The organism is Nonomuraea muscovyensis (assembly GCF_014207745.1).
GTDB lineage: Bacteria > Actinomycetota > Actinomycetes > Streptosporangiales > Streptosporangiaceae > Nonomuraea > Nonomuraea muscovyensis.
Genome location: NZ_JACHJB010000001.1, coordinates 3191977 through 3206373, shown reverse-complemented (window position 1 = coordinate 3206373; position 14397 = coordinate 3191977). Strand labels below are relative to the sequence as shown.

The 14397-nt window shown below is 71.6% G+C and carries 15 protein-coding genes and 1 pseudogene; 9 read left to right on the top strand and 7 right to left on the bottom strand.

What is annotated here, in order from left to right:
• Positions 1-875: 875 nt before the first annotated feature.
• Positions 876-1655: a Fic family protein gene (locus tag FHU36_RS15230; protein WP_185084320.1), complete on the bottom strand. Its 780-nt coding sequence runs from the start codon at positions 1653-1655 to the stop codon at positions 876-878.
• Positions 1656-1922: 267 nt separating this feature from the next.
• On the opposite strand from FHU36_RS15230, the gene acs reads away from it, so the two are divergent.
• The 7 genes from acs to FHU36_RS15195 all read left to right on the top strand — a co-directional run bounded on the left by acs (position 1923) and on the right by FHU36_RS15195 (position 7765).
• The gene (acs, locus tag FHU36_RS15225) at positions 1923-3896 is read left to right on the top strand and encodes an acetate--CoA ligase (protein ID WP_185084319.1); all 1974 of its coding nucleotides are present in this window, start codon (positions 1923-1925) and stop codon (positions 3894-3896) included.
• Between the two features lie 276 nt (positions 3897-4172).
• Positions 4173-4613, top strand: a complete 441-nt coding sequence (locus tag FHU36_RS15220) for a phage holin family protein (protein WP_185084318.1) — start codon at positions 4173-4175, stop codon at positions 4611-4613.
• A complete protein-coding gene (locus FHU36_RS15215) occupies positions 4603-5523 on the top strand; it encodes an alpha/beta fold hydrolase (RefSeq protein WP_185084317.1) in 921 nt (306 codons plus the stop codon). Before FHU36_RS15220 ends, FHU36_RS15215 begins: the two co-directional genes overlap by 11 nt.
• A gap of 119 nt (positions 5524-5642) precedes the next feature.
• Positions 5643-6104 (top strand): DUF309 domain-containing protein, encoded by a 462-nt coding sequence (locus FHU36_RS15210; protein WP_185084316.1) that lies wholly within the window; start codon positions 5643-5645, stop codon positions 6102-6104.
• Positions 6105-6172: 68 nt separating this feature from the next.
• The gene (locus tag FHU36_RS15205) at positions 6173-6517 is read left to right on the top strand and encodes a YbaB/EbfC family nucleoid-associated protein (protein WP_185084315.1); all 345 of its coding nucleotides are present in this window, start codon (positions 6173-6175) and stop codon (positions 6515-6517) included.
• A 4-nt stretch (positions 6518-6521) separates the two neighbouring features.
• Positions 6522-6848: a hypothetical protein gene (locus FHU36_RS15200; protein ID WP_185084314.1), complete on the top strand. Its 327-nt coding sequence runs from the start codon at positions 6522-6524 to the stop codon at positions 6846-6848.
• Positions 6845-7765, top strand: coding sequence for a hypothetical protein (locus tag FHU36_RS15195; protein WP_185084313.1), 921 nt, complete (start codon positions 6845-6847; stop codon positions 7763-7765). The genes FHU36_RS15200 and FHU36_RS15195 overlap by 4 nt, the downstream gene beginning before the upstream one ends.
• Positions 7766-7784: 19 nt before the next feature.
• On the opposite strand, the pseudogene FHU36_RS15190 reads toward FHU36_RS15195, so the two are convergent.
• Positions 7785-8797: pseudogene (locus tag FHU36_RS15190) on the bottom strand (IS5 family transposase).
• A gap of 67 nt (positions 8798-8864) precedes the next feature.
• On the bottom strand, positions 8865-10055 hold the full coding sequence (locus FHU36_RS15185) for a MarP family serine protease (RefSeq protein ID WP_185084312.1): 1191 nt from the start codon (positions 10053-10055) through the stop codon (positions 8865-8867).
• Between the two features lie 82 nt (positions 10056-10137).
• On the opposite strand from FHU36_RS15185, the gene FHU36_RS15180 reads away from it, so the two are divergent.
• On the top strand, positions 10138-10665 hold the full coding sequence (locus FHU36_RS15180; RefSeq protein WP_185084311.1) for a HEAT repeat domain-containing protein: 528 nt from the start codon (positions 10138-10140) through the stop codon (positions 10663-10665).
• Here the strand turns inward: FHU36_RS15180 and FHU36_RS15175 are convergent.
• Together FHU36_RS15175 and nth are read right to left on the bottom strand one after the other, a co-directional pair.
• Entirely contained in the window at positions 10662-11309 is a 648-nt protein-coding gene (locus tag FHU36_RS15175) for an NUDIX hydrolase (protein ID WP_185084310.1), read from the bottom strand. The two genes, FHU36_RS15180 and FHU36_RS15175, sit on opposite strands and share 4 nt — an antisense overlap.
• 38 nt (positions 11310-11347) lie before the next feature.
• Positions 11348-12049: an endonuclease III gene (gene nth, locus FHU36_RS15170; protein WP_185084309.1), complete on the bottom strand. Its 702-nt coding sequence runs from the start codon at positions 12047-12049 to the stop codon at positions 11348-11350.
• A 62-nt stretch (positions 12050-12111) separates the two neighbouring features.
• On the opposite strand from nth, the gene FHU36_RS15165 reads away from it, so the two are divergent.
• Complete coding sequence (locus tag FHU36_RS15165) at positions 12112-12792, top strand: Crp/Fnr family transcriptional regulator (RefSeq protein ID WP_185084308.1); 681 nt, start codon at positions 12112-12114, stop codon at positions 12790-12792.
• Here the strand turns inward: FHU36_RS15165 and FHU36_RS15160 are convergent.
• Together FHU36_RS15160 and FHU36_RS15155 are read right to left on the bottom strand one after the other, a co-directional pair.
• The gene (locus FHU36_RS15160) at positions 12774-13565 is read right to left on the bottom strand and encodes an MBL fold metallo-hydrolase (RefSeq protein WP_312891600.1); all 792 of its coding nucleotides are present in this window, start codon (positions 13563-13565) and stop codon (positions 12774-12776) included. The genes FHU36_RS15165 and FHU36_RS15160 overlap by 19 nt on opposite strands.
• Positions 13562-14377, bottom strand: coding sequence for an NUDIX hydrolase (locus FHU36_RS15155; RefSeq protein ID WP_185084307.1), 816 nt, complete (start codon positions 14375-14377; stop codon positions 13562-13564). The genes FHU36_RS15160 and FHU36_RS15155 overlap by 4 nt, the downstream gene beginning before the upstream one ends.
• Between the last annotated feature and the right edge of the window lie 20 nt (positions 14378-14397).

Here is a 14397-nt window from a genome sequence, read left to right as displayed (position 1 = left end):
GCGAACGGGGTTCTGGGGATTGTGGCGGCTTGACGGCGTCGCCTGTGGATGACGGCGGGCCGCATGGGGCGGGCGTGGGAGGCGGCAAGCTCACTGGCCCGCGCCTACCTGGACCACATCGACCCGCCAGGGCCGGGCGCACTGCGCTTCCGCGGATGTCCGACCGCCCGGAGTGAGCGGTGACGGTCGGTCGCCAGGCTGACGGGAGCGGTGACTGTCCGTCGCCAAGCCGGAGTGAGCGGTGACTGTCCGTTGCCGGGCCGGCGGGAGAGATGACGGTCCGTCGCCAGGCCGGCGGGAGAAAAAGGGGCGACCCCCGCCGGGGGGGAGAGCGGGGGTCGCCTAACCGGTCCGGCTCCGGGGGGGTAGAGCCGGTCCCGTTTCAGAAGAAAGCTTTCATCACTTGACCGGAGCATGGCAAGGGACTGGCAAAGCAATCCCGTGCGGAGTCTCTGATTGTTCAAGAGATACCTCCGTATGCTGCCCGATCCACTCGAGTTCCGTCGAGGCGAAAACTCGTATTTTCGCCAAGTTTTTTGGCGACCTCATAACAATCACATAAAGCCAGTAACGGTGCGTGATCATTGCGCGGGCGCCGACGCGGGTGGTCCAAGTTGGCAAAGGTCTTGCTCGCAGGGGTTCCCATCAGGGCGGATCGGACGTACAAAGGTGACACGGACCTCTTGTCCGGGTGCGTCAGCCGGGCACCCACGCGCGACCAGCCGCGGGAGGCGCGTCGAGACGGGCTTGACCCGTCCGACGAATACAGGTGCACGCTTGGTAACCCGGTGTGACGCACCGGCAGACGGCGTCTCATCCCCGAGACGCCGTCCGCTATGTCCGGATATATCCGGCCCGCCGGCCCCGTGACCGTCTCACCCTCGCTGCAACGCCTCGCAGACGGCCGTCGCCTCCCGCACCCCCAGCGTCACCGCCGAGGCGCACTGCCGGACCCACTGCCCGACCCCGTCCCCTGTCCCCGTCAGGTACGCCCGCAGCCCTTCCGCGTACGGCAGCTCCAGGTGCCCGACCTCGACGGCGGCCAGCGACTTGGGGTCCAGCCCGTACTCCACCAGCGTCAGCCGCTCCGCCGCCCGCGCCACCACGCCGTCGGCCGTGCCGAACGGGCGCACCACGGCCAGCTCGGCGTGGACCACGGCGGCCAGCACCAGCGCGGGCGCCTTCGTGGGCGTGGACAGCAGCTCGACCAGGGCGTCCACCCGCGCCGCCGCCTCCTTGGCGCCCGGCGCCGGCCCCAGCCCGTACGGGTCGGGCGCCGTGTCGTCGGCGCGCGGGCGGCCCAGCACGGCCTGGTCGGCAAGCCCCGTGGCGGCGACGGTGTGCAGCCGGGCCAGCACCTGCCGCGGCGCCCTGCGCCAGGTGGCGCCGAGCCGCCCGCTCTCGGCGGACGCACGGAGAGCGCCCTGCACGACGGGGTCGTGCGCCTCGTCGCGGCGCAGCACGTCGAGGGGCACGTCGGCACCTTCGAGGGCGGCCGAGGCCCGCGCCCCGCGCAGGGACGACTCGGCGGAGACTGCGGGGCTGGCCCGCCGCAGGACGCGGTGCCGGTAGAGCCTGTCGACGGCCTGCCGGGCCTCCTCCACCGCCTCGGGTACGCCGGGAAGCCGCGCGATGACGGACAAGGGGTCGCTCACGGAATCCGACCTTACCCGCCGGTACGAGCTGCCCCGCACTGGTACGGCTCACCCCGCGATCGGCCGATAAAGGCGACCCAATTGGCCCGTTCCACCATTGTTAAATTTCGAACCGACAACGGTTTCATAGCTTTGTCACGCCCATCCGATAAGAAGGCTGTCCCGTCCGGGCGCTCGGTACAGACCTGTCTAGACCTCTTGTGTACAGAGCCCGTGAGCTGGTGAAGTGGGACACGACCTATCCAATCAGCCAAGAAGGAGCACGAGGTGGCCCCGGAGACCCCTGGCACCGAGCCTCAGGCGCTGTCGAACCTGCTGCAGGAGAACCGCCGGTTCGCGCCGCCGGCAGAGCTGGCCGCGGCCGCGAACGTGACCGAGGCGGCCTACGGCGAGGCGGCCGCCGACCGCCTCGCGTTCTGGGAAGGCGCCGCCGACCGGCTGAGCTGGACCACGCGGTGGGACACCACGCTGGAGTGGAACCCCCCCTTCGCCAAGTGGTTCGTGGGCGGCCGGCTCAACGTCGCCTACAACTGCGTCGACCGCCACGTGGAGGCCGGCCGGGGCGACAAGGTCGCCTATCACTGGGAAGGCGAGCCCGAGGGCGACAGCCGCACGCTGACCTACGCCGACCTGCAGAGAGAGGTGTCGAAGGCGGCCAACGCGCTGGAGGCGCTGGGCGTCGGCAAGGGCGACCGGGTCGCGATCTACATGCCGATGATCCCCGAGCTGCCGATCGCGATGCTCGCGTGCGCCCGCATCGGCGCGATCCACTCGGTGGTGTTCGGCGGTTTCTCGGCGAGCGCGCTGAAGAACCGCATCCACGACGCCGACGCCAAGCTGGTCATCACCGCCGACGGCGGCTACCGCCGCGGCGCGCCGAGCGCGCTCAAGCCGACGGTGGACGAGGCCGTCGCCGAGTGTCCGGAGGTGGAGAAGGTCCTGGTCGTCCGCCGGACGGGCCAGGACGTCGCCGTCACCGACCGTGACGTCTGGTGGCACGACCTCGTGGACGGCCAGAGCGACCAGCACAGCCCCGAGCCGCACGACGCCGAGGACCCGCTCTACATCCTCTACACCAGCGGCACGACGGGCAAGCCGAAGGGCATCCTGCACACCACCGGCGGCTACCTGACGCAGACGGCCTGGACTCACCACGCGGTCTTCGACCTGAAGCCCGACACCGACATCTACTGGTGCACGGCCGACATCGGCTGGGTGACCGGGCACTCCTACATCGTGTACGGCCCGCTGGCCAACGGCGCGACCAGCGTCATCTACGAGGGCACCCCCGACACGCCGCACCGGGGCAGGTTCTGGGAGATCGTCCAGAAGTACAAGGTGACGATCCTCTACACGGCCCCGACGGCGATCCGGACGTTCATGAAGTGGGGCGACGACATCCCCGCCAAGTTCGACATGTCGAGCCTGCGCGTCCTGGGGTCCGTCGGCGAGCCGATCAACCCCGAGGCGTACGTCTGGTACCGCGAGCACATCGGCGGCGACCGCTGCCCGGTCGTGGACACCTGGTGGCAGACCGAGACCGGCGCCATCATGATCAGCCCGCTGCCCGGCGTCACCCACGCCAAGCCGGGCGCCGCGATGCGCCCCCTGCCGGGCGTGGTCGCCGACGTGGTCGACGACCTGGGCAACAGCGTCCCCGACGGGGGCGGCGGTTTCCTGGTGGTGCGCGAGCCGTGGCCGGCGATGCTGCGCACGATCTGGGGCGACGACCAGCGCTACATCGACACCTACTGGAGCCGGTTCGAGGGGATGTACTTCCCCGGCGACGGCGCCAAGAAGGACGAGGACGGAGACCTGTGGCTGCTCGGCCGCGTGGACGACGTGATGCTCGTCTCCGGCCACAACATCTCCACCACCGAGGTGGAGAGCGCGCTGGTCAGCCACCCGAAGGTGGCCGAGGCCGCCGTCGTGGGCGCGACCGACCCGGTGACCGGCCAGGCCATCGTGTCGTTCGTGATCCTGCGCGGCAGCGCGGAGGAGGGCGAGGACATCGCGGCCGAGCTGCGCTCCCACGTGTCCAGGACCCTCGGCCCGATCGCCAAGCCGCGCCAGATCCTGGTGGTGCCCGAGCTGCCGAAGACCCGCTCCGGCAAGATCATGCGTCGCCTGCTGCGTGACGTGGCGGAGAACCGCAGCATCGGCGACGTCACGACCCTGGCCGACAGCACGGTGATGAACCTCATCTCCGAAAAGCTCCCGAGCGCCAAGTCCGAAGACTGACCGCGGGTGTCCCAAGGGCCGCTTCATCCCGAGCGCTCGGGGTCGAGCGGCCCTTGTGGTCGGGCGACCTTGGTCGTTTGGCGGCACCCCCGCTCGGGAAGTTCCCGGCATACCCACCCGCAGGCGTCCTCTCCCGGCAGGCCAGGATGTCTCGGGCAGGCGCCCGCTCCTGGCGGCGGCACTCCAGGAGGCGCATACGGGCGCACGGGTACGCATTCGGCGCGAATGCGCAGGATGATGTTTGACAGGGCCACCGGGCCTCGATAGGAGACGTTCATGCCGCAGACTCCCGAGGAAGAATCTCTGGGCTCACTGGTCGCGCAGGCGACCGATCAGATCTCGACCCTGGTCCGCTCGGAGATCGAGCTGGCCAAGGCCGAGTTCAGGTTCGACGCCAAGCGGGTGGGCACAGCCGGCGGGCTGTTCGCCGCCGCCGCGTTCATGGCGCACCTGTGTCTGATCCTCGCCTCGTTCACCATCGCCTACGTGCTGGCCCAGTGGCTGCCCGACTGGGCCGCCTTCCTCATCGTGACCGTCTTCTACCTGGTGGTCGCCGCGGTGCTCGTCTTCGTCGGCGTCCGCAGGCTCAAGGGGCTGGCCGGCATGAGGCGCACCACCCGGTCGATCAAGGATCTCAAGGAGATCGCCTCACCGGAGGAGCCCGGCGCGGGCCTGGTGGGGCTGCATCGTGAGCCGGTGGGCCGTGATGGCGCCTGACGAGTCGGTCGTCCAGATCGAGGGCCCGTGGCGGCACCGCCAGGTGCACGCGGGCGGCACCCGCTTCCACGTCGTCGAGGCCGGTGACGGCCCGCTGGTGCTGCTGTTGCACGGGTTCCCGCAGTTCTGGTGGACCTGGCGGCACCAGCTCGAGTCGCTGCCCGCGGCCGGCTACCGGGCGGTGGCGGTCGACCTGCGCGGTTACGGTGGCAGCGACAAGCCGCCGCGCGGCTACGACCTGCCCACGTTGGCGGCCGACGCCACCGGGCTGATCCGCGCGCTGGGCGAGACCGGGGCGATCGTGGTGGGCCACGACTGGGGCGGCCTGCTGGCCTGGACGATGGCGGTGCTCGACGCCAAGTGCGTCCACCGCCTGGTCACGGTCTCGGCCCCCCATCCCGTACGGCTGCGCACCGCCCTGCGCACCGACCTGTTCGGCCAGCTCAAGGCCAGCAGCCACCGGCTGGGATTCCAGCTTCCGTGGCTGCCGGAGCACCGGCTGACCCGCAAGGGCGGTGCCTTGGTCGGCAGGCTGCTCGACCAGTGGTCCGGACCGAGTTGGCCCGACGCCGAGACCGCCAGGGTCTACCAGGAGGCGTTCCGCATCCCCACGGTCGCCCACTGCGCGCTGGAGTATCACCGCTGGCTGGGCCGCTCCCAGCTGCGGCCCGACGGGGCGCGCTACGCCAGGGTGATGCGCAGCGAGATCGAGGCGCCGACCCTGCAGCTCCACGGCGCGCTCGACACCTGCATCCTGCCGCGCACCGCCCAGGGGTCGAGCCGCTACGTGGCCGCCCCCTACCGGTGGAAGCTCCTCGAAGGCGCCGGCCACTTCCCCCACGAGGAGCAGCCCGCCACGTTCGACGCCGAGCTGATCGGCTGGCTGAGCGACCCCGAACCCGACCGATGAACACCCCCGAGCCGACGACAGGCCACGAGCCCGACCCATGAGCGCTCCCGAGCAGACCAGAGACCACGAGCCCGACCCATGAGCGTTCCCGAGCCGACGAGAGACCACGAGCCCGACCGATGAACGCCTCCGAGCCGACCAGAGACCGCGACCCCGAGGGCAGGCCGCGCAACGCCCGGCCCCGCGACGCCTACGGCAGGCCGTTGCCGTACGGCTCGCCCGGCATGCCCCGAGTCCCCGACGACTACGCCCCCACGACCGAGCAGGCGCTGGCCGACGCCCGCCGCTTCCTCGTGGAGGGCCTGCCGTTCAACGCCCACGAGGTGTTCGAGGGCCGCTGGAAGTGCGCGCCCGAGGACGAGCGTGAGCTGTGGCAGGGCCTCGCCCAGATCTGCGTCGGCCTCACCCACCTGCAGCGCGGCAACGGGCGCGGGGCGCTGACCCTCTTCGGTCGCGGCGCCGCCCGCGTGCAGGCGTACGGCGGGCCGTACGACGGCGTGGGCCGGGTGGCCTCGGCTCTCGGCCCCGACACCGACGCCGGCCAGGCCGTCGAGCTGATCCTGAAGGAACTTCCGGGCTGACCGGCGGCGCCGACCATGCTTGTCGTATCCTGCGGGCGACCATGATCGGATCGACCGGGAGGCGTCACATGGCTCGGCAGCACTCCTCCGGAGACGGGCGCGGGTCAGGCTCCTCGGGCGACGGGCTGGTGGCCGCGACGGTCGGCGACGACGGCCTGCTGGAGGCGCTGCGCCTCGACCCCCGCGTGCTGCGGCTCGGTTCCCACGGCCTCGCCGAGCAGGTCGTCACCGCCGTGCGGGCGGCCCAGCGACGCCACCTGAGCCAGGCCGCCGACGCGACGGACGCGACGGCCGAACCCGATCCGGAACCCCTGGTCCAGCGGCTGGACGAGATGGAGCTCCAGGCCGCCCAAGATTTCGACCGCCTGGTGTCGGCCCTCGACGAGACGCTGCGCCGGCTGGAAGGCAGGTAGGCCCGTGGACCCGTACGACGTGACCATCGACGCCGGCGGCCGGCGCGCCTCCGGGCTCCGCTACGGGACGCTGGCGGACGACCACGCCGCCTTCACCGCCGAGCTGCGGGCCGGGTGGAGCGAGATGAGCCCGCTGCCCTATGAGGAGTTCGCGGCGCCGTACCTGGAGTTCAGGCGCACGCTGCTGGAGGGGTGCGAGCTGCTCGGCGAGCACCTGCGCCACTCCGGCGCCGGCCAGGTCGTCATGGCCGAGGTCAACACGCTGGCCGAGCGCACGGCCGAGGCGGGCATCGAGGCGGGCGTCGAGGCGGCGCGGGAGGCGCGGGCATGAGCCTGATGAGCGAACCGGTGGTCGTCACGGGCCTCGGCATCCTGCGCATCCCGCGCCTCCCTGACACCGCGCTGCTCGGCGAGCACGCCGCCGTGCTCACCCAGGCCGCGCGCCATCACCAGCTGCTGCTGCAGGACAGCGGGACCGCCACCCGCCTGGCGAGCGCGAACGAGGGCCCGGCCGCGGACGCGGCGCACGCCTACCTGACCGGCCAGGGCGGCCCGGAGCGCCAGACCGCCGATCTGGCCGTCCGGTTCACGGTGGCCGCCGCCGGGCTGGTCGTCTCCCAGCACCTCGTCGAATGGATCGGCACGCTGCTGGCGGGCGCCGCAGTGGCCGCCGTGGCCGCCGTCGCCTTCGCGCCCCACCTGCTGCCGCGCGTGACCGCCCTGGCCCGGCGCGTTCTGACCATGCTCCGCGAGGCCCTGAGCCGGGTCGGGCGCATCTTCGCGGCCCTGCTCAGGACGCCGCGGACCCGCCGGATCGACACGGTGGCCGCGCGCCTGCACGAGATCTGGCGGGCCCCGCGCTGGCGGCAGGGAGGCGGCTTCGAACCGCGGCCCAAGACGACCAAGGACCAGGCCTGGATCCGGCGCCACGGCACCGACGAGGTCGACATCGCTAACACCCGCTACCGCGACCTGCCCGCCGACTGGCAGAAGGAGAACAAGGACTCGGCCGCCGTGGGTGTCCGGCTGGTGGACGACGGGCGCAGGCGCGGCGCCGACCTGACGAGCGTCGAGTTCATGGAGGAGGCCAGCGAGCAGGTGCACATCGCCTGGCTGGAGCGCAACGGCGCGTGGGCCCCTCCGGAGCAGCGGCTGCCCTACCGGGAGCTGTCGGAGGAGGAGAAGGAGAAGGACCGCGTGGTCGTCCGCGCGGCCGTCGACCTCAGCCCCGGAGGCCGGCGCCGCTAGGAGCTGTTTAGAGTTCGGATCATGTGGTTGAGGTGAGGAGTCTTAACCACAGGATCGAGCCCCGGAGGTAGAGCCCGGCCTCGTAGCTTTCCGGGGCCTTGTCGTAGCGGGTCGCCAGGCCACGCCAGGCCTTGATCTTCTGGAAGCAGCGTTCGATGGTGTTGCGCTGCCGGTAGCGCTCGGGATTGAAGGCGGCAGGCCGCCCACCGGCTGAGCCCTTCTTCTTCCGGTTGGCCTGCTGGTCGCTCTTCTCCGGGATGACCGCGCCGATCCGGCGGCGGCGCAGATAGGCACGGTTAGCCTTGGAGGAATAGGCCTTGTCCGCGGCCACCGCCGTCGGGCGGGTCCGTGGCCGGCCCACCGGTCCGGCCACGCGGATCTTGTCCAGGACAGTGGTGAATCGCGGGCAGTCGGCGGCTTGGCCGGGCGTGAGCACGAAGACCAGCGGCAGCCCGGCGGCATCGACCGCGGCATGGATCTTGCTGCTCAGCCCGCCCCGGGATCGGCCGAGCGCGGCAGCCTTCGCCCGCGCCTTGCGGCGTCGCCGAACGGCGGCGCGCTCGTGCGGCGGCGACGCGCCGGCCTCGGGTGTGGCCTCGGGCGCATCACCCGCAGCACCGGCGGCTGCTCCGGCAGCGGAGCCCCCTTTTCCTCGGTCAGCGCCTGCTCCAGCGCATCCAGGGTCTCCCCGGCGACCGCCAGCCCGGCCGACTCCTGATGCGCCCGCACGATCGTAGAGTCCACGCTGACCAGCTCCAGCCCGACCTGTCCACGCGATGCGGCCTCGGCGATCAATGCGTCCATCAGCCCTTGGAACACCCCGGCCTTGGCCCAGCCGTTGAACCGGGAGTAGACCGTGGACCACGGCCCGTACCGTTCCGGCACGTCACGCCAGCCGGATCCGGTGCGAAACCGCCACAAGATCCCATTGAACTGATCACGCACCCGCCGCGGCAGCGGCCCGGTAGCCGCCACCGGCAGATGCGGCTCGATCAAAGCCCACTCGGCATCGGTCACATCGAAGCGCGCCACATCCGAGTTCTACCAGTCACGACCAGCCCAGCACCGACCCCACCAAGATCCGAATCCCAAACAGCTCCTAGTCGCAACCCTGGGTGCTGGCCGGCGAGGTGTCGGTGCGGCCCTGGTCGGCGTCGGGCCTGACCTCGGCCGCGGTGAGCACGTAGCCGGTCTCCTCCTTGCTGATCGCCGCAGCGAAGATCACCCCGTAGACGCGCCCGTCGACGGTGAGCAGCGGCCCGCCGGAGTTGCCGGGCAGCACCTTGCCGCGGATGGCGTAGACCTGGCGGGTGACGTTGGTGCTGCGGTAGATGTCGGGCCCCTCGGCGTCGAGCCGGCTGCTGATGCGGGCCGGCTCGGCGGTGAACCCCTGCCCCTTGGGGAAGCCCGCGACGATCGCGTTGTCGCCCTTCTCCCCGTCGCCCTGGAAGGTGAGCTGCGGCAGGTCCAGCCCAGGCACGTAGAGGACGGCGATGTCGCGCTGCGGGTTGTAGCGGACCACCGTGGCCTTGTGCCGCCTGTTGCGCGAGTCGATGACCTGCAGCTCGCGGGTCACGCCCGCCACCACGTGGGCGTTGGTCATGATCCGCTCGCGGGCGTAGACGAAGCCGGTGCCCTCGATGTGCTTGTTGCAGCTCTGGGCGTTGCCCTGCACCTTGACGATGGCGCGCTGGGCGCGGCCCAGTTTGGCGCCCTGCAGGATGCTGCGCGGCGCGGGCTGCACGTCGACGAGCGTGCCCGCGCCGATGGCGTCGAAGACGGGCGGGAACTCCGAGCGGTCGATGAACTTCTTGAACGGCGTCTGCCAGTTGCGCGCGGCCTGCGGGACGGCCTCGTCGACCGTGGTCAGCAGCATGGAGTTCTTCACCTGCTCGACCAGCGGCGTGAACGACGTCGAGACCACCAGCGACCCGATCAGCCAGGCGATCACCAGCACCGACAGGGCGCTGGCGAACGTGCCGCCGACCGCGTCGGCGACCTTGGCCGGCTCCCACGTCACGTGGCTGCGCACCACGGCGCCGATCGTCGAGGAGGCGAACTGGCCGATCGTGGCCGACAGGAAGACGATCACGATGGCGAGCAGCGACTGCGGGGTGTCTCCGTCGACCACGGCCTTGGAGATGGGCGGCGAGATGAACACCCCGAGCACGGCCCCGCCCACGAACCCCACGAAGCTCATGACCCCGATGATGAATCCCTGCCGGTAGCCGGAGATGCCGAAGGCGATCACGAGGCCGATCAGGATGAGGTCGAGCAGATCACCGCGCACGCTTCAAAGGTAACCAGCGATAGGGTCAAGTGTGCACGTCTTCCGCCAGGACGGCGTCACCCCGCTGACTACCTTGGGCCGTATGCCGCCAGCCGAAGGATCAGTGCGCCGCCTCGTCGAGGCCGCCCTGGCCGACACCGATCCCGACGGGCCGGTGCGGTGGCAGGTGATCTCGATGCTGCGCGAGCGCGGCGATCTGGAGACCTTCATCGAGGCCAGGCGGCTCTGCGCGGCCGACGACGTCGATGAGCGCCTGCTGGGCGTCGACATCATGGGCATGCTGGGCTCGTTCGTGGACCGCACGCTCCCCGTCCTGCGCTACCTGGCGGCCGATGAGCAGGACGCGATGGTGCTCTACTCGGTGCTCATCGCCTTCGGCCACCTCGGCGACCCGCGCGCGCTGCCGTCGGTGATCGACCTGGCCGCCCACGAGGACGCCCGGGTGAGGTACGGAGCTGCGTACGCGCTGCAGCATGTGCTCGGCGCCCCGCCCGACCGGGCGGGGCTGGAGGCGCTGCGCAGGCTGTCGGCCGACGGCGACACCGACGTGGCCGACTGGGCCGCGCTCGGCCTCACCCTGACCACGGGCGGCGACCCGGAGTCCGGCTAGCCGCGCGCCGTCAGGTCGAGGACGTCGGGCGGCATCTCCTCCACCCGGCCCGGATCCCACGGCCGGTCCAGCCCGCCCTCGCTCAGCACCTGGTCGAGCAGCATCGCCGTGAACCCCCACACGAGCATCCCCCGGACCCGGAACGCGGGCCCGGCGAAGCCGCGGGGAAGGCGCAGCGTGAACCGGTTGACCGGATCGACCAGCTCGGAGACCGGCACGCGCTCGACGGAGTCGACCTCGTCGGGCGAGGCCGCGTGCACGGCGCAGGGGTCGTGCCACCAGCCGACGACGGGGGTCACCCGGTTGTCGCTGTGGGAGAGGTACAGCTCGGGCAGCGCGCACAGCACGGTCACCCCGCCGGGGTCGAGGCCGGTCTCCTCGGCCGCCTCGCGCAGCGCCGCCCCGACCGGACCGCCGTCGCCGGGATCGACGCCGCCGCCGGGGAACGCGGGCTGCCCGGCATGCCGGCGTCCGCGCGAGCTGCGCTGGATGAGCAGCACGTCAGGCCCGAGCGGCCCCTCCCCGAAGAGCATCAGCACCGCGGCCTCCCGGCCGCGGCCGGCGGGCGGGCGCAGCGCCGGGGGGACGGAGATGAGTGCGGCCTGCGCCGCGAGTCTGTCGAGCCAGTCGGGCACCACGATCACGCCATCTCCAACGCTCGGGCCCGGCCCGAGCTTCCCGGTCACGAGAAAGGACCCGATCGCACCAGCTTGGCCGCCTCGACGGGATCGGTGGGGCCCGTGCCGTAGGAGGGGCACAGAGTGGCGAGCGGGCAGGCGCCGCAGGCGGGCCTGCGCGCGACGCAGATGCGGCGGCCGTGCCAGATGACCCGGTGGGAGAAGACGGTCCACTCCCGTTTGGGGATCAGCTCGCCCACGAAGTGCTCGATCTTGACCGGGTCGGTCTCGTCGGTCCAGCCGAAGCGCCGCACCAGGCGCTGGAAGTGGGTGTCGACGGTGAGCCCCGGCACGCCGAAGGCGTTGCCGAGCACGACGTTGGCGGTCTTGCGGCCCACGCCGGGCAGGGCGACCAGGTCCTTCAGCTTGCCCGGCACCTCGCCGCGGTGCCGCTCGGACACCGCGCGGGCCATGCCGATGATGCTGTTGGTCTTGGCGCGGAAGAACCCGGTCGAGCGGATGATCTCCTCCATCTCGCGCGGATCGGCGTTGGCGTAGTCCTCCACGGTGGGATACTTCGCAAACAGGACAGGGGTCACCATGTTGACCCGCTTGTCCGTGCACTGGGCGGAGAGGATCGTCGCGATGAGAAGTTCGAGAGGGGTACCGAAGTCGAGCTCGCAGTGGGCGTCGGGATAGGTTTCCGCCAGGATGCGATTCATCCGGCGAGCGCGACGGACGAGGGCGAGCCTTGACTCTTGAGGCATTCCCCTAGCCTAAGTGCGCCGCCTGAAGTGGGGTGCGTCACAATGGCAGCAGAGGAGGCAGAGTGAACACCGACGATGTCCTGGGCAAGGCCCCCCTGTTCGCCGCGCTCGACCGTGAGAGCGCCGCGGCGCTGCGCACGAGCATCACGGAGGTCCAACTGTCCAAGGGACAGACGCTCTTCCACGAGAACGAGACGGGCGACCGGCTCTACGTCGTGCTGGAAGGCAAGATCAAGCTCTCGCGCCAGTCACCCGACGGTCGCGAGAACCTGCTCAGTGTCCTCGGCCCGAGTGAGATGTTCGGCGAGCTGTCGCTCTTCGACCCACGGCCGCGCACGGCCACCGCGACCGCGCTGACCGACGTCCGCCTGGCCGGGCTGGGCCACGACGACCTGCGCCCCTGGCTGACCGGCCGCCCCGAGGTGGCGCTCCACCTGCTGCGCGCGCTCGCCCAGCGGCTGCGGCGCACCAACGACGTGCTGGCCGACCTGGTCTTCACCGACGTTCCCGGACGGGTGGCCAAGCAGCTGCTCGACCTGGCCGAGCGGTTCGGCACCAAGACCGACGACGGCACGCGCGTCCACCACGACCTCACCCAGGAGGAGCTGGCACAACTCGTCGGCGCCTCCCGTGAGACGGTCAACAAGGCCCTGGCCGACTTCGCCCAGCGCGGCTGGCTGCGCATCGAGGCCAAGGCCGTGGTGATCCTCGACATGGACCGGCTCTACAACCGCTCCAGGTAGTCGAGCTGAGCCCGCACCGACATCTCGGCGGCGGGCCAGAGCTTCTCGTCCACCTCCGCGTACACGATCTCCACGATCTCCCTGGGGGTGCGCGCGCCCTGCCGCAGGGCCGCCCTGATCTGGTCGAGGCGTTGGCGCCGGTGGGTGAGATAGCCGTCGAGCGCGCCGATCGGGTCGGCCAGCACCGGCCCGTGGCCGGGCAGCAGCGCCACGGCGTCCAGGCTCTCCGCCAGGCTCCGGAGCCGGTCGAGGCTGCGCAGGTAGTCGGCGAGGTGTCCGTCGGGCGCGATGACGGTCGTGCCCCGGCCGAGCACGGTGTCGCCGGTCAGCATGGCGCGATCGGCGGGCAGCCAGAAGCACAGCGAGTCGAACGAGTGCCCCGGCGTGGCGTGCACGTGGATCTCGATGCCGTCGACGGTCACCACGTCGCCGTCGCCCAGCCCCTCCTCGCCCAGCCGGTGCCGGGGATCGAGCGCCCGCACGGGCGCGCCGACCAGCTCGGCGAAGCGCCGGGCGGCGCCGCTGTGGTCGTGGTGACCGTGGGTGAGCAGGATGTGGGTGACGCGCCGCCCGCCGAGGTGGTCGGTGAGCCTGCGCAGGTGGCGCTCGTCGTCCGGCCCCGGATCGACGACGACGGCGTCGCGGGTGCCGATGATCCAGGTGTTGGTGCCGTCGAGGGTCATCGGTGACGGGTTGGGCGCCAGGACGTTCTCGGCGTGGGCGGTGCGCGAGCCGTCGGGGCCGCCACCGGCCGGGATGCGCAGGCCGCTCACGGGATCACCAGCCGCAACTCGCCGTCGACCTCCACGACCGTGGGCATCGTGGTGACGATCTCGCGCCGGGCCGCCAGCACCGCGCCGACCCCGTCGTGGCCGGCCAGCTCGTCCAGCGTGCGGTACGTGGGCGGCATGAGGAAGATCGAGCCGCTCCGGGCCAGCTCCAGCGCCTCGGCGGGGCGGTGCCAGACGACGTGGTCGGCCTCGCCGCCGACGTCGCGGGTGCGTTGCCCCTCCGGCAGCGCGGCGACGAAGAACCTCGTGTCGAAGCGCCTCGTCTCGACCTCTGGAGTGATCCAGTGGGCCCACACCTTGAGCAGGTCGGACCGGAGCACCAGCCCGCGCCTGGCCAGGAAGTCGGCGAAGGCCAGGCTCCGGTCGATGAGCGCGAGCCGGTCGGCCTCCCAGTCGTCGCCGGTGGTGTCGGCGACCACCGAACCGGTGTCCGGCCCGGCGAGCAGCACGCCGCTCTCCTCGAACGTCTCCCGTACGGCCGCGCACACCAGCCCGCGCGCGACGGCCTCGTCGGCGCCGAGGTCCTTGCCCCACTCAGCCGGTGACGGGCCTGCCCAGGCCACGGCCTGGTCGGCGTCGCGCGGGTCGACCGAGCCGCCGGGAAAGACGTACGCGCCCGCGGCGAAGGCCATGGTGGCGCTGCGTCTCAGCAGGTAGACCTGCATCCCGTCGGCCGGCCCCGCGCGCAGGATCACCACCGTGGCGGCGTCGCGCGCGGGGACCGGCCGGACCCTGCCGGCGAGGACCCGTCTCGCGTGCTCCCCGAGCTCGCCCGGGAGCGGAAGACCAGTCACATGACCTCCGTTTCGGATGG

Coding starts and splice junctions, on each gene's coding strand:
- FHU36_RS15220 (WP_185084318.1), top strand. CDS start 4,173: ATGCCGCAGACTCCCGAGGAAGAATCTCTGGGCTCACTGGTCGCGCAG.
- FHU36_RS15215 (WP_185084317.1), top strand. CDS start 4,603: ATGGCGCCTGACGAGTCGGTCGTCCAGATCGAGGGCCCGTGGCGGCAC.
- FHU36_RS15210 (WP_185084316.1), top strand. CDS start 5,643: ATGAACGCCTCCGAGCCGACCAGAGACCGCGACCCCGAGGGCAGGCCG.
- FHU36_RS15205 (WP_185084315.1), top strand. CDS start 6,173: ATGGCTCGGCAGCACTCCTCCGGAGACGGGCGCGGGTCAGGCTCCTCG.
- FHU36_RS15195 (WP_185084313.1), top strand. CDS start 6,845: ATGAGCCTGATGAGCGAACCGGTGGTCGTCACGGGCCTCGGCATCCTG.
- FHU36_RS15180 (WP_185084311.1), top strand. CDS start 10,138: ATGCCGCCAGCCGAAGGATCAGTGCGCCGCCTCGTCGAGGCCGCCCTG.
- nth (WP_185084309.1), bottom strand. CDS start 12,049: ATGCCTCAAGAGTCAAGGCTCGCCCTCGTCCGTCGCGCTCGCCGGATG.